General features: G+C 66.4%; 19 protein-coding genes and 1 pseudogene. 8 read left to right on the top strand and 12 right to left on the bottom strand.

Annotated elements, in window-relative coordinates:
• Positions 1 to 3: 3 nt before the first annotated feature.
• The 5 genes from ABIC94_RS09700 to ABIC94_RS09720 all read right to left on the bottom strand — a co-directional run bounded on the left by ABIC94_RS09700 (position 4) and on the right by ABIC94_RS09720 (position 4,686).
• Positions 4 to 1,302 (bottom strand): TRAP transporter large permease, encoded by a 1,299-nt coding sequence (locus ABIC94_RS09700; protein WP_354372815.1) that lies wholly within the window; start codon positions 1,300 to 1,302, stop codon positions 4 to 6.
• On the bottom strand, positions 1,293 to 1,739 hold the full coding sequence (locus ABIC94_RS09705) for a TRAP transporter small permease (protein WP_354373148.1): 447 nt from the start codon (positions 1,737 to 1,739) through the stop codon (positions 1,293 to 1,295). Before ABIC94_RS09705 ends, ABIC94_RS09700 begins: the two co-directional genes overlap by 10 nt.
• 201 nt (positions 1,740 to 1,940) lie before the next feature.
• Positions 1,941 to 2,909 (bottom strand): TRAP transporter substrate-binding protein, encoded by a 969-nt coding sequence (locus ABIC94_RS09710; protein WP_354372816.1) that lies wholly within the window; start codon positions 2,907 to 2,909, stop codon positions 1,941 to 1,943.
• Positions 2,910 to 2,944: 35 nt separating this feature from the next.
• Entirely contained in the window at positions 2,945 to 3,844 is a 900-nt protein-coding gene (locus ABIC94_RS09715) for an SMP-30/gluconolactonase/LRE family protein (protein ID WP_354372817.1), read from the bottom strand.
• 8 nt (positions 3,845 to 3,852) lie between these two features.
• Positions 3,853 to 4,686, bottom strand: coding sequence for an NAD-dependent epimerase/dehydratase family protein (locus ABIC94_RS09720; protein ID WP_354372818.1), 834 nt, complete (start codon positions 4,684 to 4,686; stop codon positions 3,853 to 3,855).
• A 184-nt stretch (positions 4,687 to 4,870) separates the two neighbouring features.
• On the opposite strand from ABIC94_RS09720, the gene ABIC94_RS09725 reads away from it, so the two are divergent.
• The 6 genes from ABIC94_RS09725 to ABIC94_RS09750 all read left to right on the top strand — a co-directional run bounded on the left by ABIC94_RS09725 (position 4,871) and on the right by ABIC94_RS09750 (position 11,109).
• Positions 4,871 to 5,686, top strand: a complete 816-nt coding sequence (locus ABIC94_RS09725) for a FadR/GntR family transcriptional regulator (RefSeq protein WP_354373149.1) — start codon at positions 4,871 to 4,873, stop codon at positions 5,684 to 5,686.
• An 81-nt stretch (positions 5,687 to 5,767) separates the two neighbouring features.
• The gene (locus tag ABIC94_RS09730) at positions 5,768 to 6,742 is read left to right on the top strand and encodes a Bug family tripartite tricarboxylate transporter substrate binding protein (protein WP_354372819.1); all 975 of its coding nucleotides are present in this window, start codon (positions 5,768 to 5,770) and stop codon (positions 6,740 to 6,742) included.
• A 66-nt stretch (positions 6,743 to 6,808) separates the two neighbouring features.
• The gene (gene kdgD, locus ABIC94_RS09735) at positions 6,809 to 7,720 is read left to right on the top strand and encodes a 5-dehydro-4-deoxyglucarate dehydratase (RefSeq protein ID WP_354372820.1); all 912 of its coding nucleotides are present in this window, start codon (positions 6,809 to 6,811) and stop codon (positions 7,718 to 7,720) included.
• A 38-nt stretch (positions 7,721 to 7,758) separates the two neighbouring features.
• Positions 7,759 to 8,208, top strand: coding sequence for a nuclear transport factor 2 family protein (locus ABIC94_RS09740; RefSeq protein WP_354372821.1), 450 nt, complete (start codon positions 7,759 to 7,761; stop codon positions 8,206 to 8,208).
• Positions 8,209 to 8,229: 21 nt separating this feature from the next.
• On the top strand, positions 8,230 to 9,585 hold the full coding sequence (gudD, locus tag ABIC94_RS09745) for a glucarate dehydratase (RefSeq protein WP_354372822.1): 1,356 nt from the start codon (positions 8,230 to 8,232) through the stop codon (positions 9,583 to 9,585).
• Between the two features lie 87 nt (positions 9,586 to 9,672).
• Positions 9,673 to 11,109: an aldehyde dehydrogenase family protein gene (locus ABIC94_RS09750; protein WP_354372823.1), complete on the top strand. Its 1,437-nt coding sequence runs from the start codon at positions 9,673 to 9,675 to the stop codon at positions 11,107 to 11,109.
• Between the two features lie 55 nt (positions 11,110 to 11,164).
• Here ABIC94_RS09750 and ABIC94_RS09755 read toward each other — a convergent pair whose 3' ends face one another.
• Positions 11,165 to 12,412, bottom strand: coding sequence for an MFS transporter (locus ABIC94_RS09755; RefSeq protein WP_354372824.1), 1,248 nt, complete (start codon positions 12,410 to 12,412; stop codon positions 11,165 to 11,167).
• Positions 12,413 to 12,512: 100 nt separating this feature from the next.
• Here ABIC94_RS09755 and ABIC94_RS09760 point away from each other — a divergent pair.
• Positions 12,513 to 13,325 (top strand): annotated as a pseudogene (locus ABIC94_RS09760) (LysR family transcriptional regulator); the annotation flags it as partial.
• 49 nt (positions 13,326 to 13,374) lie between these two features.
• Here ABIC94_RS09760 and ABIC94_RS09765 read toward each other — a convergent pair.
• Positions 13,375 to 14,913, bottom strand: a complete 1,539-nt coding sequence (locus ABIC94_RS09765; protein WP_354373150.1) for an ABC transporter permease/substrate-binding protein — start codon at positions 14,911 to 14,913, stop codon at positions 13,375 to 13,377.
• A 135-nt stretch (positions 14,914 to 15,048) separates the two neighbouring features.
• On the opposite strand from ABIC94_RS09765, the gene ABIC94_RS09770 reads away from it, so the two are divergent.
• Entirely contained in the window at positions 15,049 to 16,101 is a 1,053-nt protein-coding gene (locus tag ABIC94_RS09770; protein WP_354372825.1) for an ROK family protein, read from the top strand.
• Here ABIC94_RS09770 and ABIC94_RS09775 read toward each other — a convergent pair.
• The 5 genes from ABIC94_RS09775 to ABIC94_RS09795 form a co-directional block, all read right to left on the bottom strand.
• Positions 16,098 to 17,633, bottom strand: a complete 1,536-nt coding sequence (locus ABIC94_RS09775; RefSeq protein WP_354372826.1) for an efflux transporter outer membrane subunit — start codon at positions 17,631 to 17,633, stop codon at positions 16,098 to 16,100. The two genes, ABIC94_RS09770 and ABIC94_RS09775, sit on opposite strands and share 4 nt — an antisense overlap.
• A gap of 15 nt (positions 17,634 to 17,648) precedes the next feature.
• The gene (locus ABIC94_RS09780) at positions 17,649 to 18,767 is read right to left on the bottom strand and encodes an ABC transporter permease (protein ID WP_354372827.1); all 1,119 of its coding nucleotides are present in this window, start codon (positions 18,765 to 18,767) and stop codon (positions 17,649 to 17,651) included.
• Positions 18,768 to 18,780: 13 nt separating this feature from the next.
• Positions 18,781 to 19,917 carry an ABC transporter permease gene (locus ABIC94_RS09785; protein WP_354372828.1) on the bottom strand — a complete coding sequence of 379 codons (1,137 nt, stop codon included), beginning with the start codon at positions 19,915 to 19,917 and terminating at the stop codon, positions 18,781 to 18,783.
• On the bottom strand, positions 19,914 to 21,707 hold the full coding sequence (locus tag ABIC94_RS09790; RefSeq protein WP_354372829.1) for an ATP-binding cassette domain-containing protein: 1,794 nt from the start codon (positions 21,705 to 21,707) through the stop codon (positions 19,914 to 19,916). Before ABIC94_RS09790 ends, ABIC94_RS09785 begins: the two co-directional genes overlap by 4 nt.
• A 161-nt stretch (positions 21,708 to 21,868) precedes the next feature.
• Positions 21,869 to 22,879, bottom strand: a complete 1,011-nt coding sequence (locus ABIC94_RS09795) for an HlyD family efflux transporter periplasmic adaptor subunit (RefSeq protein WP_354372830.1) — start codon at positions 22,877 to 22,879, stop codon at positions 21,869 to 21,871.
• Positions 22,880 to 22,940: the final 61 nt, after the last annotated feature.

Raw genomic sequence — 22,940 nt, forward strand, 5'->3', positions numbered from 1 at the left:
CAGTTACTTGACCGAGTTGACGAGGTCGGGGAGCCACATCGAGAACGCCGGCACGTAGGTCACGAGCATCAGGCAGATCAAAAGAGCACCATAGAACGGCCAGATCGACCGCATCACCTGCCCGACCGATACCCCTCCGATCGCACAGCCTATGAACTGCGTGGTGCCCACCGGCGGCGTGTTGAGGCCGAGCGCGCAATTGATCAGCATGACGATGCCAAACTGCACCGGGCTCATGCCGAACTGCATGGCAATGGGCAGGAAGATGGGCGTGCAGATCAAAATCGTGGCCGCCATGTCCAGGAAGGTGCCCAGCACGAACAGCAGCACGTTGATCATCAGGAAGATGACCCACGGATCGCTCGAGACGCTGGTCATGAGCTCGCCGGTCTTCTGCGGCACTTCGTACAGGGCCATGAAGTAGCCGAAGGCGGAAGAAATACCGATCAGCAGCAGCACCACGCCGGTCGTCTTGCAGGCCTTGGCGCAGGCCTTGAAAAAGTCCTTGCGGCTGAGCGACCGGTACACGAACACGGTCACGCCCAGCGCCCACAGCACGGCCGTCGCCGCCGATTCGGTGGCGGTGAACACGCCCGACAGAATGCCCACCAGGATGATCGCCACGATCATCAGGCCCGGCAGCGCGCCGATGAAGGCCGAGAGCACCTCGCCCCAGCCGGGGAACGCGCCGCGAATCGGGTAGCCGCGGCGAATTGCCACGTAGTAGGCGGCGCCCAGGTTGCACAGCGTGAGCAGCAGCGCGGGAATCAGGCCCGCGAGAATCAGGCTCAGCACGCTGACCGACGCGATGCCGGTGGTTGCGAGCGTGAAGATGATCAGGTTGTGCGACGTGGGCATCAGCGCGCCCACCAGGGCCGCGTGCGTCGTCACGTTGACGGCGTAGTCGGCGTCGTAGCCTTCCTTCTTCATGAGCGGAATCATCACCGAGCCCATGGCCGAGACGTCGGCCACCGGCGAGCCGGCAACGCCGCCGAACAGCGTGCAGCCGATCACGTTGCTCATGCCCAGGCCGCCGCGCACGTGGCCCACCAGGCTGTTGGCAAAACGGACGATGCGCTGCGCAATGCCGCCGTAGAGCATGAGTTCGCCGGCGAACACGAAGAACGGAATCGCCAGGAACGAGAAGATCTGCATGCCGCCAACCATCTTCTGGAACACCACGGCAACGGGGAGGCCCGCATAGAGCACCGTTGCAACGGAGGCCAGGCCGATCGAGAAAGCGACCGGCACGCCCAGCACCAGCAGCACCAGGAAAACGAGAGAAAGGACAGTCAGTTCCACGCCGGCACCACTTCTTCATCGCGCAGCAGGGCGACGATATGTTCAATCGAAAAAAGCACGATCAGGAGGCCCGCAATCACGAGGGCCAGATAGTCGAGACCCACCGGAATGCCCATCATGGGCTTGATGTCGGTCCACTTGAGGCGGGTCCAGATCCAGCCGCTCCAGGTCATGATTCCGCCGAAGAGCGCGACCAGCGCATGAATCAGTATTTCGATCTTCAGGCGGAGCGATTCGGGCAGCAGCACCACCAGCGAGTCGAGCCCGATGTGGCCGGCATCCCGCACACCGACGGCAACCCCGAGAGCGGTGACGTACAACACGAGTTGAAGCGCGAGGCCTTCGGCCCACGTGGGCGTGTCGTTGAACACATAGCGGCCGACCACCTGGTACTGGACGCACACGATGATGGTGATGAGCATCGCGACGGCGAGCATCAGGCTGGCCTTCGACAGGAATGCGCAGAAGCGCGAATAGGCGTGGCTGGACGGAGGGCGTCCGTTCGGATGAACCAGGTCTTCGAGCTCGACGGGCGCGCCGGCTGCCATCGTGTCTACCGCGGGGACGGTCAGTGTCATGGGAACTTCCCTGAATATGGGTGAAGGGCCCTCCCGGAAAGCGGGAGGGCCTGGACACGTTTACTTGTTGTCTTGAACGGCCTTGACGAGGCGCTGCAGATCAGGCGTCGAAATGAACTTCGTGTAGACCGGCGTCATGGCCGAGCGGAACGAGGCCTTGTCCACATCGGCAACGATCTGGGCGCCGCCCTTGGTGACCACTTCGAGCGACTTGGCTTCCTGCTCGTCCCACTTCTTGCGCTGGAACCCGACCGATTCCTTGGCCGTGGCGCGGAACAGGTCCTGGTCGGCCTTGGGCAGCTTGTCGTAGATGGCCTTCGACATCACGAGCATTTCAGGCGCCATCGAGTGTTCGGTGCGCGAATAGAACTTCACTGCTTCGTAGTGCTTGAAGCCGTCGTACGAGGGAATGTTGTTTTCCGCCGCATCGATGAGGCCGGTCTTGAGCGCGGTGAACACCTCGCCGGCAGGCATTGGCGTGGCATTGGCGCCCATGGCGCTCACCAGCGCAACCCACAGGTCGGACTGCTGCACGCGGATCTTCAGGCCCTTGGCGTCGGCCAGCGTCTTCACCGGCTTCTTGGCGTAGATCGAACGTGCGCCGCTGTCGTAGAAGGCCAGGCCGACCAGGCCTTCGTGCTCGCAGCCCTTCAAGATTTCTTCGCCGATGGGGCCGTCGAGCGACTTGCGCATGTGGGCGATCGAGTCGAACAGGAAAGGCATCGTCGGCACCAGCGTCTTGGGGCAGATCGAATTCAGCGCGCTGATGTTGACGCGGTTCATTTCGAGCGCGCCGATCTTGACCTGGTCGAGCGTTTCCTTCTCGCTGCCGAGTGCGCTCTTGTTGAACACCTTGATCTTGTATTTGCCGTTGCTGCGCTTGTCGAGCAGCTCGCTCATGTGCTTGACGGCTGCGACGGTGGGGTACTCGTCGCTGTTGTGCACGTCGGCCGAGCGGAACTCGATGGCGTTTGCTGCCATGGCGCAGACGCCGGCGGCCAGTGCAATCAGGTGGCGGTTGTATTTCATTTGTCTTCCTCTTTGGTTTGGTGGATAAAAAGCAGTCAAAAACGGCATTCGGGTTCCGGCAAACCCTTGATGCCGGGACGCAGTGCAAAAACACCGCCCGCCAGCGGCTGATCGGACAGATCGCCCCCGGGGCGGATCGATGTCACGTAAAGCGTGTCGAGTTGCGGGCCGCCGAAGGCGCACATCGCGGGCTTCTTGACCGGCACTTCGAGCGAGCGGTCGAGCTTTCCCTCGGGCGTGAATCGGTGCACCAGGCCTGCGTCGTTGCCACAGATCCAGTAGCAGCCGTCGGCGTCGACCGCGGCGCCGTCGGGGCGGCCCGGCAGCGGCTTCATGTCGACGAACACGCGGCGGCCATGCGGCGTGCCGGTGTCGGTGTCGTAGTCGAAAGCCCAGATGGTTTGAACCGACGGATGCGAGTCCGAGAGGTACATGGTCTTGCCGTCGGGGCTGAAGGCGAGGCCGTTCGGAACAATCATTTGTTCTAAGTGCGGACGCAATGCGGCACCCGCGTTCACGTCGGCCTGGTAGCGGTAGACACGGCCCACCTCGTGCGCCGCCGCCATGTCCATCTGCATGGTGCCGGCCCAGAAGCGGCCCTGGCGGTCGCAGCGGCCGTCGTTGAAGCGCATGCCGTGCTCGGCATGGGCCGCACTGGCAAGCGGGCTCGCGGCCAGCGTGCCATTGGCAAGCGTTGCGATCACGAACAGCCCGCTTTCCATGCCGGCGATCCATTCGCCCGGGTGGCCCGCGCGCGGCGCGATGCAGGCCAGCATTTCGTCGCCGGTCCATCGGCTGTGTTCACCGGTTGCGGCGTGCCAGCGATGCAGCTGCCTCGCCGGAATGTCGACCCAATAAAGCGCCTGTTCGTCCGCGCGCCAGACCGGGCTTTCGCCAGTCGCGCACTGCACATCGAGCACGAGTTCGGCCTTCATGCCGGCAGTCATTGGGTGTCGCCGAACGGGCCTTGCGCCGTGAAAGCGCCGCCCTGGTAGATGGCGTTCGGGTCGGTCGGCGCCACGGGAGGCTGGGCCTCGACCTTGTCGCGGAACACTTCGGAGGTGTCCTGCGGCACGAAACCCAGGTGCGCCGCCGCACTGTTGTCCCACCACACGTCGCGGTTGGCCGACATGCCGTAGACCACGGTGTGCTTCACGTCGGGCGTGAAGAGCGATTTTTCGATCAGCGTGGTGAGGTCGCGGTAGCTGAGCCAGGTGCTCATCATCCGGCGGTTGAGTGGCTCGGGGAACGAGGAACCGATGCGGATGCTCACGGTCTCGATGCCGTAGCGGTCGAAGTAGAACTGCGCCACGTCTTCGCCGAAGGACTTGGACAGGCCGTAGTACCCGTCGGGACGGCGCGCAATGCCGGCGTCGAGCCGCTCGCTCTGCTTGTAGAAGCCGATCACGTGGTTCGAGCTCGCGAACACCACGCGCTTCACGCCATGGCGGCGGGCGGCTTCGTAGATATGGAACACGCCCTTGATGTTGGCTTCGAGAATCTCTTCGAACGGACGCTCGACCGACACGCCGCCAAGGTGCACGATGGCGTCGCAGCCCTCGACCAGTGCATGCACCGCGGCTTTGTCCGAAAGATCGCAAGGCACCACTTCTTCATGCGCACCCTCGGAAGGTGCGACTGCGGCAATGTCGGAAAGGCGAAGGATCTCGGCATAGGGCCGGAGGCGTTCGCGCAATACCTTGCCCAAGCCGCCGGCCGCGCCGGTGAGCAGAATCCGGTGGAGCTTGTTGTTTGGGACTTGTGAAGACGTCGACATGTTTGTTGGCGCGTGAAATGGGTTGGTGCTGTCGGTCAGAAATCCGGCGGCCTCAGGGCTGAAACTTCAGCTGGATATCGGGTCAGTCCAAATAACCGGCCGATGGATAGAGCAGCGCTTTCGGAGGGCTGGAGTGATAAGTTATCTGTTGTCGTACAACTAATAGGGGATTATTATCTTGACCATGGTCCAAACGGCTACGGGTAATCCCTCAATATCCACCGCGGCGGCAGAAGTCGCCGGCGGCGGCTCCTTCGTGGGGCGCGCGCGCCCGCGCGGCCTTGCCCATGGGCTGGTGGAAGACCTGGGCGAGAAAATTCGCAATCAGTCGCTGCGCCCGGGCGACAAGCTGCCTACCGAGTCGGCCATCATGAAGTCGTTCGGTGTGAGCCGCACCGTGGTGCGCGAGGCGCTGTCGAAGCTGCAGGCCGCCGGGCTGGTGGAAACCCACCATGGCGTCGGCACCTTCGTGCTGCAGCCGCGCGCGGCGGGCATGTTCCGGCTGGACTCGACCGACATCGCCAACTCCGTGGATGTGCTGGCGGTGCTCGAGCTTCGCATCAGCCTTGAAACCGAATCCGCCGGGCTGGCCGCCTCGCGCCGCACCGAGGAACACCTGCTGGCCATGCGCCAGGCGCTCGACGATTTCGAGCGCAATGTGGCGGTGGCAGGGGATACAGTGGCGCCGGACTTCCGCTTTCACCTGCAGATTGCCCAAGCCACCGGCAACCCGTATTTCGCGGACATCATGAGCCACCTGGGCACCACGATCATTCCGCGCACGCGCATCACCGCCATTCGCAACTACGACCGGCGCGGCGAATACCTGAGCCGCGTGAACCGCGAGCACGAAGAGATCTACGCAGCCATTGCGCGCCGCGATCCCGAATCGGCCCGCGCGGCCATGCGCATCCACCTGACCAACAGCCGTGAGCGGCTGCGTGTGGCGCAGGAAGCTGCTCAGCAGACGGCAGCCACCACACCGCCGACGGCGTCCTGAGCGAAATTTCCAGCAATACGCTGGACAATCGTTGTTTGTAGTTGTACGATGACTGACAACATAAACCAGCTGGAGACTTGAATGAGTTTGAAAAGACGCGATCTGATGCTCGGCGCCCTCGGCGGCGGTGTACTTGCAGCCAGCGGCGCACATGCAGCCGACGCCTGGCCATCGAAGCCCGTGCGCATCGTGGTCCCTTACCCGCCCGGTGGTTCGTCCGACATCATTGCCCGCTCCATCAGCCAGTTGCTGTCGGAAGCCCTCGGCCAGCCCGTCATCGTCGAGAACAAGCCGGGTGCCAACGGCAACCTCGGCGCCGATTACGTTGCCAAGTCGAAGCCCGACGGCTACACGCTGCTGTTGTGCGACGTGGGCGCGCTCGCGATCAGCCCCTCGGTCTATACAAAGCTGCCTTTCGATCCCTCGAAAGACCTGCGCGGCGTGACCATGCTGGCCTACTCGCCGCACTTGCTCGTGGTGCACCCGTCGGTGCAGGCCAACAGCCTGAAGGAACTGATTGCACTGTCGAAGAAGTCGGACATCAATTTCGCCGTGACCGCCACGGGCAGCGCGCCGCACCTTGCCGGCGTGGCGCTCGAGCGCGCCAGCGGCGCACGCTGGCAGTACGTGCCCTACAAGGGCGGCGTGCAGGCGGTGCAGGACACAGTCGCAGGCCAGACCCAGATTCTGATGAACGGCATGCTGGCCACCCTGCCGCACGTGCAGAGCGGCAAGCTCAAGGTGCTCGGCGTTTCGAAATCGACGCGCATGCCGCTCATCGGCGACGTGCCCACCATTGCGGAGCAGGGCGTGGCCGGCTTCGAGTCGGGCACCTGGCAAGGCGTGCGGGTTGCCAAGGGCACGCCCGACGCGATCGTTCAGCGCCTGAACAAAGAGCTGATCACCGTCATCCGCTCGGCTGACATCCGCTCGCGCCTTGCAGGGCAGGGCGCCGAGGTCGTGACCATGGCGCCGACGGAAGAAGAGCAGTTCTTCGGCAAGGAGCGCGCACGCTGGGCCAAGGTGGTCGCCGATGCCGGTATCAAACTCGACTGATCCGCTGCGAACGCGGCACCCTCTTTTCTTCGATCTTTTCTTCCATCCTCACGTTTCTTCATTCCTATGAACCCGCAAGAACTCAAGACCATCATGGGCTCCGGCCTGCTCTCGTTCCCGTTGACCGACTTCGACGCGAACGGCGACTTCAACAAAAGCAGCTACGAGAAGCGTCTCGAGTGGCTTGCCCCCTACGGCGCGAGCGCGCTGTTCGCGGCCGGCGGCACGGGTGAGTTCTTCTCGCTGACCGGCGACGAGTACCCCGGCATCATCAAGACCGCGGTCGACACCTGCCGCGGCGTGGTGCCGATCATCGCGGGTGCCGGCGGCCCCACGCGCTTTGCCATCCAGTGCGCACAAGCGGCCGAGAAGGCTGGCGCGCACGGCATCCTGCTGCTGCCGCACTACCTGACCGAAGCCGGCCAGGAAGGCCTGGCCGCGCACGTCGAAGCCGTGTGCAAGAGCGTGAAGTTCGGCGTGATCGTCTACAACCGCGCCACCAGCCGCCTCAAGCCCGACACCCTGGCCGGCCTGGCCGAGCGCAACCCGAACCTCGTCGGTTTCAAGGATGGCGTGGGCGACATCGAAGCCATGGTTGCCATCTACCAGAAGATGGGCGATCGCTTCGCCTACCTGGGCGGATTGCCCACGGCAGAGGTCTATGCCGCGGCCTACAAGGCCATGGGCACGCCGGTGTACTCGTCGGCCGTGTTCAACTTCATTCCGAAGACCGCGGTGCAGTTCTATGAAGCCGTGCGCGACGACGACATGGCCACCCAGCATCGTCTGCTGAAAAACTTCTTCATGCCCTACCTCGAGCTGCGCAACATCACGCCTGGCTACGCAGTGAGCATCGTCAAGGCCGGCGCCAAGATCGTCGGCCACGACGCAGGCCCGGTGCGAGCGCCGCTCACCGACCTGAAGCCCGCCGAGATGGAACAGCTCAAGGCGCTGATCGATACCCTCGGCCCGCAGTAAGCAGCTAGGTCAACAACAAAAACAACGGAGACAACGACATGTTCATGAAGAAGCTTCTTCTCATTGCCGCCTCGGCGGTTCTGTTCACCGGCTGCGCAATGATGCCCGCGGGCGGCGGCGCAGCGGCGGAGCCGGCGGTGGCCGCGGCCGCCGAGCGGCTGCGCCTTGCGATGGTCGACCCGACCGCTGCCGCCCTCGGCGCGCTGGTGGCCGACGACCTGAGCTACGGCCATTCGGGCGGCAAGGTCGACACCAAGGCCAGCTTCATCGGCGACCTCGTCGAACGCAAGTCGGACTTCGTTTCCATCACGATCACCGACCAGACCATCAAGGTGGTCGGTGGCAACACGGCCATCGTGCGCCACACGCTCGCGGCCGACACCCTCGATTCAGGCAAGCCTGGCAAAGTAGCGCTGAAAATCCTCGGCATCTGGCAGAAGCAGGGCAACGACTGGAAGTTGCTGGCCCGGCAAGCCGTGCGCATCTAGCATTCATCAGGTTTCGGGCACATGACACTTTCAGCATCCACTTCTTCCGTCTCCGGCGCGCCGGTGGTCACCGGCATGCGCGTCGTGCCCGTCGCGGGCCACGACAGCATGCTGATGAACCTCAGCGGTGCGCACGGTCCGTTCTTCACGCGCAACCTGCTGATCCTGACCGACAGCGCCGGCAACACCGGCGTTGGCGAAGTGCCCGGCGGCGAGAAGATCCGCCAGACGCTCGAAGACGCGCGCGGCCTCATCGTGGGCCAGCCCCTCGGTCGCCACAACGCGGTGCTCAACAGCATGCGCAGTGCCTTCGCCAACCGCGACAGCGGCGGCCGCGGCCAGCAGACCTTCGACCTGCGCGTGACCATTCATGCGGTCACCGCCGTCGAGGCGGCATTGCTCGACCTGCTGGGCCAGCATCTCGAAGTGCCGGTGGCCGCATTGCTCGGCGAAGGCCAGCAGCGCGATGCCGTGCAGATGCTCGGCTACCTGTTCTATGTGGGCGACCGCAAGAAGACAGACCTGCCGTACGAGAGCGACGCCGGCGCCGACAACGACTGGTTTCGCCTCCGCCACGAAGAAGCGATGACGCCCGAAGCCATCGTGCGCCTGGCCGAAGCCACGCACGCACGCTACGGCTTTACCGACTTCAAGCTCAAGGGCGGCGTGCTGCGCGGCGAAGAAGAGGTAGAGGCCATTCGCGCACTGCACGAGCGCTTTCCGCAAGCGCGCGTCACGCTCGACCCGAATGGCGGCTGGTTGCTGCAGGACGCGATTCGCCTCTGCCGCGACCTGCATGGCGTCATGGCCTATGCCGAAGACCCGTGCGGTGCCGAAGGCGTGTTCTCCGGACGCGAGGTGATGGCCGAGTTCCGCCGCGCCACCGGCCTGCCGACCGCCACCAACATGGTCGCCACCGATTGGCGCGAGATGGTGCACAGCCTCTCGCTGCAGTCGGTCGACATTCCGCTGGCCGACCCGCACTTCTGGACCATGCAGGGCTCCGTGCGCGTGGCGCAGCTGTGCCAGGCCTGGGGCCTGACCTGGGGCTCGCATTCGAACAACCACTTCGATGTGTCGCTCGCCATGTTCACGCACGTGGCGGCGGCGGCACCGGGCAAGGTCACCGCCATCGACACGCACTGGATCTGGCAGGACGGCCAGCGCCTGACGAAGGCGCCGCTGCAGATCGAAGGCGGGTTCGTGAAGGTGCCGACGCGCGGCGGGCTGGGCGTGGAGCTCGACATGGACGAAGTCGAGAAGGCGCACCAGCTCTACCTGAAGCACGGCCTGGGCGCGCGCAACGATGCGCAGGCCATGCAATACCTGATCCCCAATTGGAGCTTTGACAACAAGCGTCCATGCATGGTCCGATGAGGGTTTAATCTCGGAATCCCTTTCCGCAGCCGGGGCCCCATCGCTCCGGCTTCTTTCTTTTCATTTCGCAGCAGCAAGGAACCCTACATGCAAAACTTCGACAACCTGATCGGCGGCGAATGGCGTGCCGGCGCAAGCTACAGCCCCAACCTCAACCCCAGCAACCTGGCCGACGTGCTGGGCCAGTACACCCAGGGCGATGCCTCGCATGTGGACGCCGCCGTGGCCGCCGCCACCGCCGCCTTCCCCGCCTGGGCCACCGGCAGCATCCAGGCGCGCTCCGACGCCCTGGACAAGATCGGCACCGAAATCCTTGCCCGCAAGGAAGAGCTCGGCACCCTGCTCGCGCGTGAAGAGGGCAAGACGAAGGCCGAAGGCATCGGCGAAGCCACCCGCGCCGGCCAGATCTTCAAGTTCTTCGCCGGCGAATGCCTGCGCCTGTCGGGCGAGCTCGTGCCTTCGGTGCGCCCCAATATCGGCGTCGAGATCACGCGCGAGCCGGTCGGTGTGGTCGGCCTCATCACGCCCTGGAATTTCCCCATTGCCATTCCGGCCTGGAAGATCGCCCCGGCCTTGGCCTTCGGCAACTGCGTGGTGCTCAAGCCCGCCGACCTCGTGCCCGGCAGCGCCTGGGCCCTGTCCGACATCATCCACCGCTCGGGCATCCCGGCCGGCGTGTTCAACCTCGTGATGGGCCGCGGCAGCGTCATCGGCGAAGCGCTGGTCAGCCACCCCGGCATCCATGCCATCAGCTTCACCGGTTCGGTGGGCGTGGGCCGCAACATCGCCATCCAGTGCGTCACCAAGCACAAGAAGGTGCAGCTCGAAATGGGCGGCAAGAATCCGCAGGTCATCCTGGACGACGCCGACCTGGCGCAGGCCGTGGAGCTCAGCGTGCAAAGCGCCTTCTATTCCACCGGCCAGCGCTGCACCGCCTCCAGCCGGCTCATCGTCACCGAAGGCATCTACCCCAAGTTCATCGAGGCGATGAAGGCGCGCATGGCCAAGATCAAGGTCGGCGATGCGCTGGCCCAGGGCACCGACATCGGGCCCGTCTCGTCCAAGTCGCAGCTCGACCAGGACATGGAATACATCGCCATCGGCAAGGGCGAAGGCGCCACGCTGGCGGCCGGCGGCGAGCTCCTGAAGCTGGAGACCGACGGCTACTACATGTCGCCGGCGCTGTTCAGCGAAACGGCGGCGGCCATGCGCATCAACAAGGAAGAAATCTTCGGCCCGGTGGCGAGCGTCATCCGCGTGAAGAACTACGAAGAGGCGCTGGCCACGGCCAACGACACGGAGTTCGGCTTGTCGGCCGGCATTGCGACCACGAGCCTGAAGTACGCCACGCATTTCAAGCGCCACAGCCAGGCCGGCATGGTGATGGTGAACCTGCCCACGGCAGGCGTGGACTATCACGTGCCGTTCGGTGGCCGCAAGGGTTCGAGCTACGGCCCGCGCGAGCAGGGCAAGTACGCGCAGGAGTTCTTCACCACGGTAAAGACGGCGTACACGTTGGCCTGATGCTTCCCGGCCGGGCGCGCTGCGCCCGGCCTTCGAACATCCGCCTGCATCCGCTTCATCGGGTGCGCCCGCTGCGTGCCAGCGAGCGCCGCAACCCGAGCGCGAGCAGCACACCCATCACGCCCGCCACTGCCACGATGGCGGCCGCTGCGGGCCAGCCCAGCGTATCCACCGCGCCGCCCACGACCAACGGCCCGATCATCTGGCCGAGGTTGCTGCCCAGCATGAGCAGGCCCATCGACATCGGCGCCAGCCGTGCGCTCGGCGCCACCATGGCGGAGGTGCCGATCAGCGTTGCGGGAAGCAGGCCGCCCGCGCCGGAAAAAGCCAGGCACAGCACAAAGGCCGGTACCGCGCCGAGCACCGGCAGGAAAATGCCGATGGCCGAGAGGCCCATCAACGCGCTGGCCGACGCCGCCAGCAACCAGCGTGCGACGCCACGCTTCAACAGAACGCCGGCCGCAAGATTTCCCAGCACGTTCGCGCAGCAGGCCACGGCGCTGAGCGATCCGGCCGTGGCCGTGCCCACGCCCATGCGCTCGATCAGCAGCACCGGCAGAAAACTGAAGAGCGCGAAGAACTGCAGGCTGTAGATCACGAACGAAGCGGCAATCAGCGCCGGCGCACCGGCTTTCGCGGTAGCGGCTGCATCGCGGGCCATGCTGCGCCATGACACCGCCGCCTCGTGGGCACTCCCACCCGCGCCGCGCGAAACGCCCGCCAGCACCAGCGCCGCGAGCACGGTCGCGAGGGCGGCATTGCCCAGCCAGAAGCCGCGCCAGCCGTCCAGCAGCGCACCGCTGAACAGTGCAATGGCAATCCCGGCCGGCATGAAACAGCTCCAGATTGCAAAGGCAAGATCCTTGCCACCGGGCGTGACCATGCGCTGCAGCACCGAGGGGCCGGCGATGGTGATCAGCACGAAGCCCAGGCCCTCGATGACACGGCCCGTCAGCAGCATGGCGATGCTCTGTGCCAATGCGCCCGCCGTGCTGCCGATGGCAATGGCCAACAGGCCGACCAGCAGCAGGCGCCTGTCGCCGGCGCGCGCCACCCGTGCGCCCACCGGGACGGCGCCGACCACGCCCAGCAGCGAGAACATTGCCATGAGCCAGCCGACCATCGAGAGATCGAGGCCGAAGTCGGTGCGCAATTGCGGCACGGCAATGGCGACCTTGCCGACCTGAAGGGATGCCACGACACCCGCGGCCACGACCAGCGCCACACCGAGCCAATGCGTCGAAGAAGGTGAGAGAGGAGCCGCGGCGGGCGGCGCGCCGGGCATTTCGAATTGCTCTTGCATGCCGCCACTTTGCGGCGAACACCCGATCAATGAAAGCGAATAATATCGTCCAACTCAATCGATTTTCCAGATCATGTTGGACATCCTCACGCTCAGTCAGATGCAGATGTTCGTCGCGGTGGTGGACGCCGGCAGCTTTCGCGCCGGCGCTGCACGGCTGCACCGGGTGCAGTCGGCCGTGAGCCATGCCATCGCCAACCTCGAAGAGCAGCTTCAGGTGCGACTCTTCGACCGTTCCGGCCACAAGCCGGTGCTCACGCCCACGGGCAAGGCGCTGCTCGGCGACGTGAGAGTCATCCTGTCCAAGGTCGAGGCCTTGCGCTCGCGCGCGCAGGGGCTCGAGCAAGGCATCGAGCTCGGGCTGGCGATAGCGGTGGACACGCTCTTTCCGCCGGCCCTGCTGGCCAACGCCCTGCGGGGCATGTACGCGGTCTACCCGAGCATTGCAGTTCGCGTGGAATACAGCTCGATGGGCGGCACCATCGATGCGTTGAATTCAGGGCGGTGCGATCTCGCCATTGCGGCCTTCGGCCATGCCGACGAAAAAATAAGCCGCGAATTCCTGATGCAGATTCATACGCTGGCCGTGGCCGCGCCTTCGCATGCGCTGGCGGCCCATGCAGGGCGGAATGGTGCCAAGGGCCTGGATGCCGCCGCGGCGGAGCACGTGCAGATCGTGGTGGAAGACCCGAGCACGCTCAGCCAGGGCTACGACATCGACGTGCTCTCGCCTTCGACCTGGCGTGTGACCGACATGTACATCAAGCTCGAACTGCTGCGCGCGGGCCTGGGGTGGGGAAAGATGCCTTCGTGGCTGGTAGCCGACGACCTGGCCGCTGGAACACTGGTGCAATTGCCGGTGAGCCGCATCGGCCCGGGCGGCGGAACGAGCCAGCAGTGCCACTTCTGCCATCGTGCCGACAAAACGCTGGGGGCGGGCGCCGCGATGCTGCGCGAATGCCTCATGGCAGAAGCGAAGACGACGGCGGCGCCCGGCGCCGGCGGCGCATCAGCATCTCCACGAGCTCGAAGATCCCCTCGCTCAGCAGCGCCAGCGCCGCGGCCGGCAGCGCGCCTGCCAAAAGCAGCTCGCGGTCGTTGAGCGCCAGCCCGGTCACGATGCGCTCGCCGAAGCCGCCCGCGCCGATGAACGCCGCAATGGTCGCCGTGCCGATGGCGATGGCCGTCGCCGTTCGAACACCCGCCAGCAGCGTGGGCAGCGCCAGCGGCAGCAGTACCAGCCGAAGGCTTTGCGGCGGCGTCATGCCAAGCGCGGTGCCCGCCATGCGCAGGCCGTTCGGCACTTCGGCCAGGCCGGTCACCGTGTTGCGCATGATCGGCAGCAGCGAATAGAGCGTGAGCGCAATCAATGCAGGCAGTGCGCCGATGGCGCCGAGCAGGGAGATGAGCACCGCCAGCAATGCGAGCGACGGCACGGTCTGCAGAATGCTCGCAATACCGAGCACCACCGCGCGCAGCCGCATATGCGAAAACACCAGAATCGCAAGCGGCACGCCGATCAGGATCGCGACGCCCACGGATACCGCCACCAGCAGCAGGTGCTGGCGCGTGAGCTGCCAGAGGTCCGGCCCGAACAGCTTGGCGGCGAAGCCGCGCCTGGGCTCCTGGGCCTGGGTCTTGCCGTCCTTGCCTGTGCTGGCCAGGAAGTCGCGCGCAATCGCATCGAAGGGCACGCTCTGCAGTTCGGCGCGTGCGTTCATCGCGATCATCGCGCGCTCGTCGATGCGGCCTTCGAGCGTCTGCAGCGCGGCCCATGCTTTGGGCAGCCGCGTCGGCAGGTCGAGCCTGTAGAGCAGCACGGCGTCGTAGCGCGGAAAGTACTTCTTGTCGTCTTCGAGCACGCGCAGGCCGAGGTGGTCGATCTTGGCGTCGGTGGTGTAGATGTCGATCGCGTCGATCTGCTTCGCGGCCACGGCTTCGTAGGCCAGGCCGTGGTCGAGGCCGGTCGGTGTCTGCGTGAAGCCGTAGCGCGCGGCAAGCCCCTTCCAGCCGTCGGCGCGGCCGATGAACTCGTTCGACAGGCCGAGTTTGAGCTCGGGGTGGCGCGCCAGGTCGCTCAACGTGCGCAGGCCGAGCCGGTCGGCATCGGCTGCGCGCACGGCCAGCGCATAGCCGTCGTTGAAGCCCAGCGGAACGGCCACGCCGAGGCCCAGCGGCGCCAGCGCCGCATTCATGGCTTCGCGCGTTTCGGCGGGCGAGCCCTTCAGGATTTCGAGCGCGATGGTGCCGGTGTACTCGGCATAGAGGTCGATGGCGCCCGAGCGCAGCGCTTCATACACGATGGCCGTGTTGCCCAACCCTTGCCGCACCACAGGCGGCGATGCGGTGTGCGGCGCCGCCGTCTGCGCCAGCAGCTCGGCCAGGATGTACGACTCGGTAAAGCGCTTGGAGCCGACGCGCAGCGTGCCCTCGCCGGGTTGCGCCGATGCGGCGGCACCGAGCCAGGCCATGGCGAACAACAACAAGGCGGCGCGCAGCATGCGGTGGTGGGGCAGTTGCATCGGGAGGCCAGTGTATAGACATCGAAGGGCCGCCGGTGCACCCGCCAATCTCCTACAAACCTTGGTGCGGGCTACCGATGCTTTGTAGATGCAACGGCATTCATAGTGGCCCCCATGAAGAAGAAAACCCAACTCCTGCCCGGCCCCGACGTGCACGGCCTGCGCGAACTCCCGGGGCTGCGGGTGGAGGGCTACAGCCTGCAGCTGCGCGACAAGGACGGCTTCGTCGGCGACCAGGCCAGCCAGACCGCGTTCAGGGAACTGCTCGAACGCTGGCGCAAGCGCCGCCGCAAGACCGGCTCCGATCCGCTTGGCAAGGAACACTCGCGCGACATCAGCAAGAAGCAGCTCGACAGCGTGCTGCAGAAGACCTCGGCCGCCGGCGACCTGATGCACGGTGCCATCGAGGAATTCGCCGAAGAACTGGCCTTCGTGATCCAGCGCTTCACGCGGCAGCCCTCATGGAAGAAGGTGGAGCGCATCGTGGTGGGCGGCGGCTTCGCTGAAAGCGACGTGGGCGAACGCGCCATTCTGCAGACCTCCGCCATCCTCGAGGACATGGGCGTGCACGTTCAGCTCGGCCGGCTCTCGCACGAGGTCGACGACGGCGGCCTGATCGGCTGGGTGCACCTGGCCCCGCCGGCCATGCTCAAGAAGCACGACGCCATCCTGGCCGTGGACATCGGCGGCACCAACGTGCGCTGCGGCATCGTGAAGACGCGCCGGCGCAAGGCGCCTGACCTGTCGCGTGCCAAGGTGGTGCGGCGCGAGAAGTGGCGCCACGCGGACGATGACCCGAACCGCACCGACATGATCGAGCGCATCGCGGTCATGCTCGAGGACATGGTTCGCTATTGCGAGCGCAGGAAAATCAGGCTTGCGCCCTTCATCGGCATTGCATGCCCGGGGTTGATACGCAAGGACGGCTCGATCGAGCGCGGCACGCAGAACCTGCCGGGCGACTGGGAAAGCCGGGCGTTCCACCTGCCCAGCGCACTGTGGCGCCGCATGCCGATGATCGGCTCCGGCCCCACGCTGATACTGATGCACAACGATGCGGTGGTGCAGGGGCTGAGCGAGCTGCCCTTCATGCGCGATGTTTCCCACTGGGGCGTGCTGACCATCGGCACGGGCCTCGGCAACGCGAGCTTCACCAACACCTTCTAGCCCGGTGCCGCTCCGGCGGCAGGCAGCATGCCGCCGCCGAGCGCCTTGTAGACGGCCACCATGCCCACCGCCATGCGGCTCGTGCTTTGCACCCGGTCGCGCCGGGCCTGCAGCAGCGTGCGACGGGCATCGAGCTCGACGCCAAAATCCGTGAGCCCGTTGGCATAGCGCGCATGCGCGAGCGTGAGCGCGTCGCGGCTGTTGCGCTCGCGCTCGACCAGCTCCGCATGGCGCTGACGTTCGGCGGCATAGGCGTTGAGCGCCGAGTCGATTTCGTGCCATGCCTTGAGCACGGTCTGCTGGAAGGCCACCGCCGCTTCCTGCTGTTGCAGTTCGCGCAGGTTCACCGTGCTCCGGCGCCGGCCGTTGTCGAAAATCGGCAGGCTGATGGAAGGGCCGACATGCCACTGCCGGCTGCCCCATTCGCCGAACCGCTCGCTGCCCACCGATTCGTAACCGAAGCCCGCACCCAGCGTCACGCGCGGATAGAGGTCCGCCACGGCCACGCCGATGCGCGCCGTGGCGGCATGCAGCTGGGCCTCCGCCGCCGCAATGTCGGGGCGGCGGCGCGCCAGGTCGGAGGGCAGGCCCAGTGCAAGGTCGGGCAGCGGCGGTGCCTGCGGCGCTTCGAGCGCGTCGCCCGCACGGTCGGCGGGCGGAGGCGCGAGCTCGGCGTTCAGCGCGCCGGGCGATGCGCCGGTCAGCAGCGTGATCTGGTTCATGGCCTGGGCCTCCTGCTGCAAAAGCATCGGAATGCGCGCCTTGAGTTCGGCCAGCTGCGTGCGCTGGCGCGTGGGGTCCAGGTCGGTGACCAGGCCGCCGTTGGCGCGTGCCTGCACCAGTTCGAGCGATTCGGCCGCGGCCGCGATATCGGCCCTTGTCAGGCGCAACTCGCGCTGCGCACCGCGCAATTCGAAGTAGTTGCGCGCCACCTCGGCCTGCACGCTGAGCTGCGCCTGCCGCAGCAGCGCGGCCGATGCGCCGGTGTCCGCATCGGCGGCCTCGATGCTGCGCCGCACGCGGCCCCAGAGGTCGATTTCCCACGACGCATCGAAGCCGGCCTGGTAGAGGTTGTAGGGTTCGCTCAGCGTGCGGATCAACTGGTCGCGGTTGGCCACCGACGAACCCAGTGCATCGATCATCCGCGTGGCGGCGCCGGTCTCGCTTTGGCGCTGTCGGTTGACGCCGCCGCCGGCATTGAGCTGCGGTGCCTGCTGCGATGCTGCCGCGGTGCGCTGGACGCGGCTTTGCGCAAAGCGCAGGGCAGCGGTCTGCAAGTCGTGGTTGGCCGCGAGCGCGCGGGCCTGCAACTGGTCGAGCAGCGGGTCGTTGAAGGCTTTCCAGTCGCCGGACGCGGCGGCCGTGGGCGCTGCACTCCGCTCGGCCCCGAGCAGCGCCGGAGAACCGCCGTGCCATGCGGACCAATCGGCTGGCGCCTGGGGCTCCGCGGGCCGGTGGTCGGGCCCCGCGGCGCAACCGGCAAGGAGAAGCGCGAGCGCGGAACAGGAGAAGAGGGTGCGTGATGCGGACATACGAAGCTCCCGGGTTTAGACCAGGCGATGGCGAAATAGCCAGGCCGCCAGCGGCAGCGTGACGATGGCAATGATCGAAAGCGGAATCAGGTTGTGCCACACCGTGGCCAGGCCCACGCCTTCGAGGTAGACGCGCTGCACCATGTCGATCGCAAAGCGCAGCGGGTTGGCCATGGTGATCACCTGCAGCACGTGCGGCATGTTGCGCACCGGCGTGGTCAGGCCCGACAGCAGCATCATCGGCATCAGCAGCACGAAGGTGTAGAGCATGGCCTGCTGCATGTCGGCCGACACCGCCGAGATCGAGAGGCCGATGCCCACGCTGGCCACCGTGAAGAAAACCAGCCCGGTGTAGAGCGTGGCCAGCGAGCCCGCCATCGGAATGCCGAACCAGAACAGGGCCACCAGCAGGATTAGCGTCGACTGCGCGAGGCCGACCAGCACCGGCGGCAGCGCCTTGCCGATCATGATTTCGAGCGGCGACATCGGCGTGACCAGCAACTGGTCGAAGGTGCCTTGCTCGCGCTCCCGCGCAACGGAGAGCGCGGTGAGCAGCAGCGTCTGCAGCATGCTGAGCGCGGCGATCAGGCCGGGCAGCAGGTTCCAGCGCGTCTGGAGGTTCGGGTTGAACCAGGCGCGCGATTCGACGGTGAGGGGCGCTGGCGGCGTGCCGGCGCGCGTGCGCAGCTCGGCGTTGTAGCGTTCGACCACTGCGCTCACGTAGCCGGCCGCGGAACCCGCCGTGTTGGAGTTGCGCGCATCCAGAATCAGCTGGATGGCCGCGGGCTGGCCGGCGCTGAGCTGCTGCTCGAAGTTCGGCGCAATCTGGATCACCAGCAATGCTTTTTCGGTATCGATCACCTCGCGGATATCGGCCTGCGTGCGCAGCGTGGCCACGCGGTGGAAGACGCCGGTGCTGTCGAGGTGCGCAATCAGCTCGGTCGATGCGCCCGTGCGGCTCTGGTCGAGCAGCGCATAGGGCACGTTCGAGAGGTCGTAGGTGGCGGCGTAGCCGAAGATCAGGCTTTGCATGATGGCCGGAACGAACAGGATCACGCGGCTTGCCGGGTCCTTGAAGATGGCGAGCAGCTCTTTCCTGCAGAGATTCGCAATGCGCAGCAAAAAGTCGGTCATGGGGTGCTGTCCTTCAGTCGAGGCTCTTGCGCGTGACGGCGCGCGCAAGCAGCAGCAGGCCCACGGCATAGGCGAGCAGGACCGCGCAGTTGCGCCAGATCAGCGGCCAGACGTCGCCCGCGAGGAACAGCGTCTTGATCAGGTCCATGAAGTAGGTGGCCGGCAGCACGTGGCCGATCACGCGCACGGCGGTGGGCACGTTGCGCAGGTCGAACAAGAAGCCCGACAGCATCATCGAAGGCATGAAGGTGGCAATCAGCGCCACCTGGCTCGCGAGAAACTGGTTGCGCGTGACCGACGAGATCACGAGGCCCAGGCTCACCGCGACGATCAGGTAGAGCATGGAGCTGAGCACCACCGCGAACAGCGAACCGACCATCGGCACCGCGAACAGGTAGCGCGCGGCCAGGAGGCACAGCGCCAGGCCCAGCATGCCGACCGCGAAGTACGGAATGATCTTGGCCAGCAATATTTCCACCGGCCGCACCGGCGTGACGAACAGCGCCTCGAGCGTGCCGCGTTCCCATTCGCGGGCCATCACCAGCGCGGTGAGAAACGCGCCGACCAAAGTCATGATGAGCACGATGAGCCCGGGCACCAGATACCAGGTGCTGGTGTTCGCGGCGTTGAACCACATGCGCTGTTCCACGGTCACGCGGCCGATGGCAGGGGCATCTGCGCCGGTGGTGCCGCCGCCGCGATCGGCCTGCCGCACGGCCGTTTGCGCGAGAGCGCCGCTCACATAGGCCTGGATGATGGTCGCGCGTCCCGCGTCGGCACCGTGCACGATGAGCTGCACGCGCGCGTTGCCTGCCGCCAGTGCGCGCGAGAAGTCGGCGGGCACGCGCACGATGCCGTCGACCTTGCGTTCGCGCATCAGGGCCTCGGCGTCGTGCATCGAGCCCAGCAGCACGGGCGCGATGGTGGGCGAGAGCTGCAGGCCGGCAATGGCCTCGTGCGCGGTGGGCGAGGAGTCTTCGAGCACCACGGCCACCGGCGCGTTCTTCACGTCGAGCGACATGCCGTAGCCGAAGATCAGGATCAGCACCATCGGCAGCAGGATGCCGATGGCCAGGTTGCTGCGGTCGCGCAGAAGCTGGCGAAACTCCTTGCGCGTGAGTGAGATCAGCCGGGTCCAGAAGCCGCTCATGGCACCACCTTTTCCCGGTCTTCTTGCCGCGCCTTCTCGACGATGCCGATAAAAGCCTGCTCCATGTCGATGCGCTTTTCACTGTCACCGCCGTCGAGCGCCTGCATGCGCACTTCCCGAGGCGTGCCGATGGCCAGCACCTTGCCCGCGTCCTGGATCACGATGCGGTCGCAGTACTCGGCCTCTTCCATGAAGTGGGTCGTGATGACGACGGTGGTGCCGCCTTCGGCCAGTGCCGTGATGCGGCGCCAGAACTCGCGGCGCGCCAGCGGGTCGGCGCCGCTGGTGGGCTCGTCGAGAAACAGGATTTCGGGCTCGTGCAGCAGGCCCGTGGCCATGGCCAGGCGCTGCCGGTAGCCGCCGGGCAGTTGGCCGCTGGGCGCGTCGAGTTCGCGCTCGAGGTCGAACTGCCGCAGCACCGTGTCCATGCGTTCGCGCAGCTTCTCTCCGCGCAGGCCGTAGGCGCCGCCGAAGAACGAGAGGTTCTCGCGCACCGTGAGGTTGCCGTAGAGCGCGAACTTCTGCGACACATAGCCGATGCGCTGGCGGGCTTGCGCGCGCGCATGGCGCAGGTCGACGCCGGCCACGCGCAGTTGGCCGCCGCTCGCGGGCAAGAGGCCGCAGAGCATGCGAAAGGTGGTGGTCTTGCCCGCACCGTTGGGGCCGAGCAGGCCGAAGATCTCGCCGCGCCGCACGGAGAAGCTGGTGCTCGCCACGGCCACGAAATCGCCGAAGCGGCGGACCAGGTCTTTCACCTCGATGACCACTTCGCCGGGCTCGCCCTGTGCGGGTGCAAGGCCTTCGGCCGTTGCTGACGGGGTGATGGCGGGGGCGGTCGCGGGCGCCTGCTGCGTGCGCAGCAGCGTCATGAAACCATCTTCGAGCCGGGGTGGAACGGGCTCGGCGCGTGCGCCCGCCAGCAGCGCGGCAAGCGCCGCGTCGTCCGTGCCCTGGCGGCGGATGAAGTGCACCTCGCCGCCTTGCGGCACTGCATCGACGATGTGCTGCTGCGCATCGAGCAGGCGGGCCTGCATGAGGCGCGGCGCCTCGCCTTCCGGCGGCGCGGCGACGAAGCACATGCCCAGTGCGCGGTCGCGGATTTCGGCCGGCGTGCCCTCTGCAATCAGCTTGCCTTCACGCAGCACGAACACATGGCTGCAGCGCTCGGCCTCGTCGAGATAGGCGGTGCTCACGATGACCGAAAGTTTTTCTTCGTCGACCAGCTGCTGAACGATTTGCCAGAGCTCGCGCCGCGAGAGCGGGTCGACGCCCACGGTGGGCTCGTCGAGCAGCAACAGGTCGGGCGAGCGCACCAGCGTGCAGGCGAGGCCGAGCTTCTGCTTCATGCCGCCCGAGAGCTTGCCCGCGGGGCGGCCGGTGAAGCGGCCGAGGTCGGTCATTTCCATCAACCGCCCATAGCGCTCGCGGCGTTGGCTGGCCGACACACCGTGCAGGTCGGCATAAAGGTCGAGGTTCTCCTGCACGCTCAGGTCGTCGTAGAGGCCGAAGCGCTGCGGCATGTAGCTGATGCGGTCCTGCACCGCCTGCGGGTCGGCCGACACGTCGATGCCGAGCACGCGCAGTTCGCCTTCGTCGGCGCGCATCAGGCCGGCCATGAGCCGCAGCAGGGTGGTCTTGCCGGCGCCGTCGGGCCCGACCAGCGCGGTGAGCGTGCCCGCTGGCACTTCGAGCGACACATCGTCGAGCGCACGCACCACCTGCTTCGAGGCCTTGACCACGAAGCGCTTGTGGAGGGAGCGTGCGCTGACGGCCGGCTCAGTGCGCAGCATTCAACGTCCCTCCGAGCATGCGGTCTTGCGCCTTCCCCTCCGGGGGAAGGTTGGGATGGGGGCAGGGCAGAGCGCCCGATAGACACGCCGCTTGCCCCCACCCCAGCCCTCCCCCGGAAGGGGAGGGAACAATGCGCAACGACGGTCGATGAGGTCCGTCATCACGGCTTGCCGTTCGATGAAAGCTGCAGCCGCACGGTCGCCGGCATGCCCAGCCGCAGCCGGTTTTCCTTGTCGTCGACCATCACGCGGATTTCGTAGACCAGGCTGCTGCGCAGTTCCTCGGTCTGCACCGTCTTGGGCGTGAACTCCGCCACCGACGAGATGTAGCCCACCTTGCCCGCGATCGGCTGGCCGGGATGGCTGTCGGTCGTCACGCTGGCTTCCTGCCCGGGGCGCACGCGGCCGAGGTCGGGCTCGGCCACGTAGGCGCGCACCCACTTGGGATCGGTGATGGCCAGCGTGAAGGCCGGGCGCTGCGGCGAGGCCATGTCGCCGGGCTCGAGCAGGCGGGCGCGCACCACGGCATCGATGGGCGACTTGAGCTCGGCTTCGGCCAACTGGTGGTTCATGAGCGCGAGGTCGGCACGCGCGGATTCGAGCTGGGCCTGCGCCTGCGCGATGTCTTCCTTGCGCGGGCCGGCAATGGCGAGCTGCTGCGCCCTGCGCGCGTTGTCCAGTTGCGCGAGCGCCACCTTGCGGCGGGCCTGCGCGCTGTCGAGGTCCTGCTGGCTCACGGCGCGGCCGGCCGTGGTCTGGCCGATGGCCTGCAGGCGTGCGAGCTGCTGCTGCGCCAGGTCGGCATCGGCCTGTGCGGCGGCCACCTGCGCGCCGGCCTGTGCCAGTTCCTCGGGGCGGCTGCCGGTCTTCAGGCGCAGCAGGGCTTGCTCCTGCACGCCGATGCGCGCCTGCGACTGCGCCACGCGCAGCACGAGCGAGCGGGTGTCGAGCTTGCCGAGCAGTTGCCCGGCGCGCACAGGGTCGCCTTCGCGCACCGCGAGTTCGGCCACGCGCTCGTTGGCGTTGAAGGCGAGCGAGACCTGGCGCACATCGACGTTGCCGTACAGCACGAGCTGGTCGGACGGCGTGGCTGAACGATGGAGGTACCACCAACCACCTGCCGCGGCGGCCAGCACCACGACGGCGGCGGCAATGAGAGGTTTCTTGTTCATGAGGGCGGGCTCCTGCCGGTTTCCAGATCGGAATATGGCGGGATGTTATCAAATTGAAATT

Origin of the sequence: Variovorax paradoxus, from assembly GCF_040544635.1 — a bacterium.
GTDB lineage: Bacteria > Pseudomonadota > Gammaproteobacteria > Burkholderiales > Burkholderiaceae_C > Variovorax > Variovorax paradoxus_R.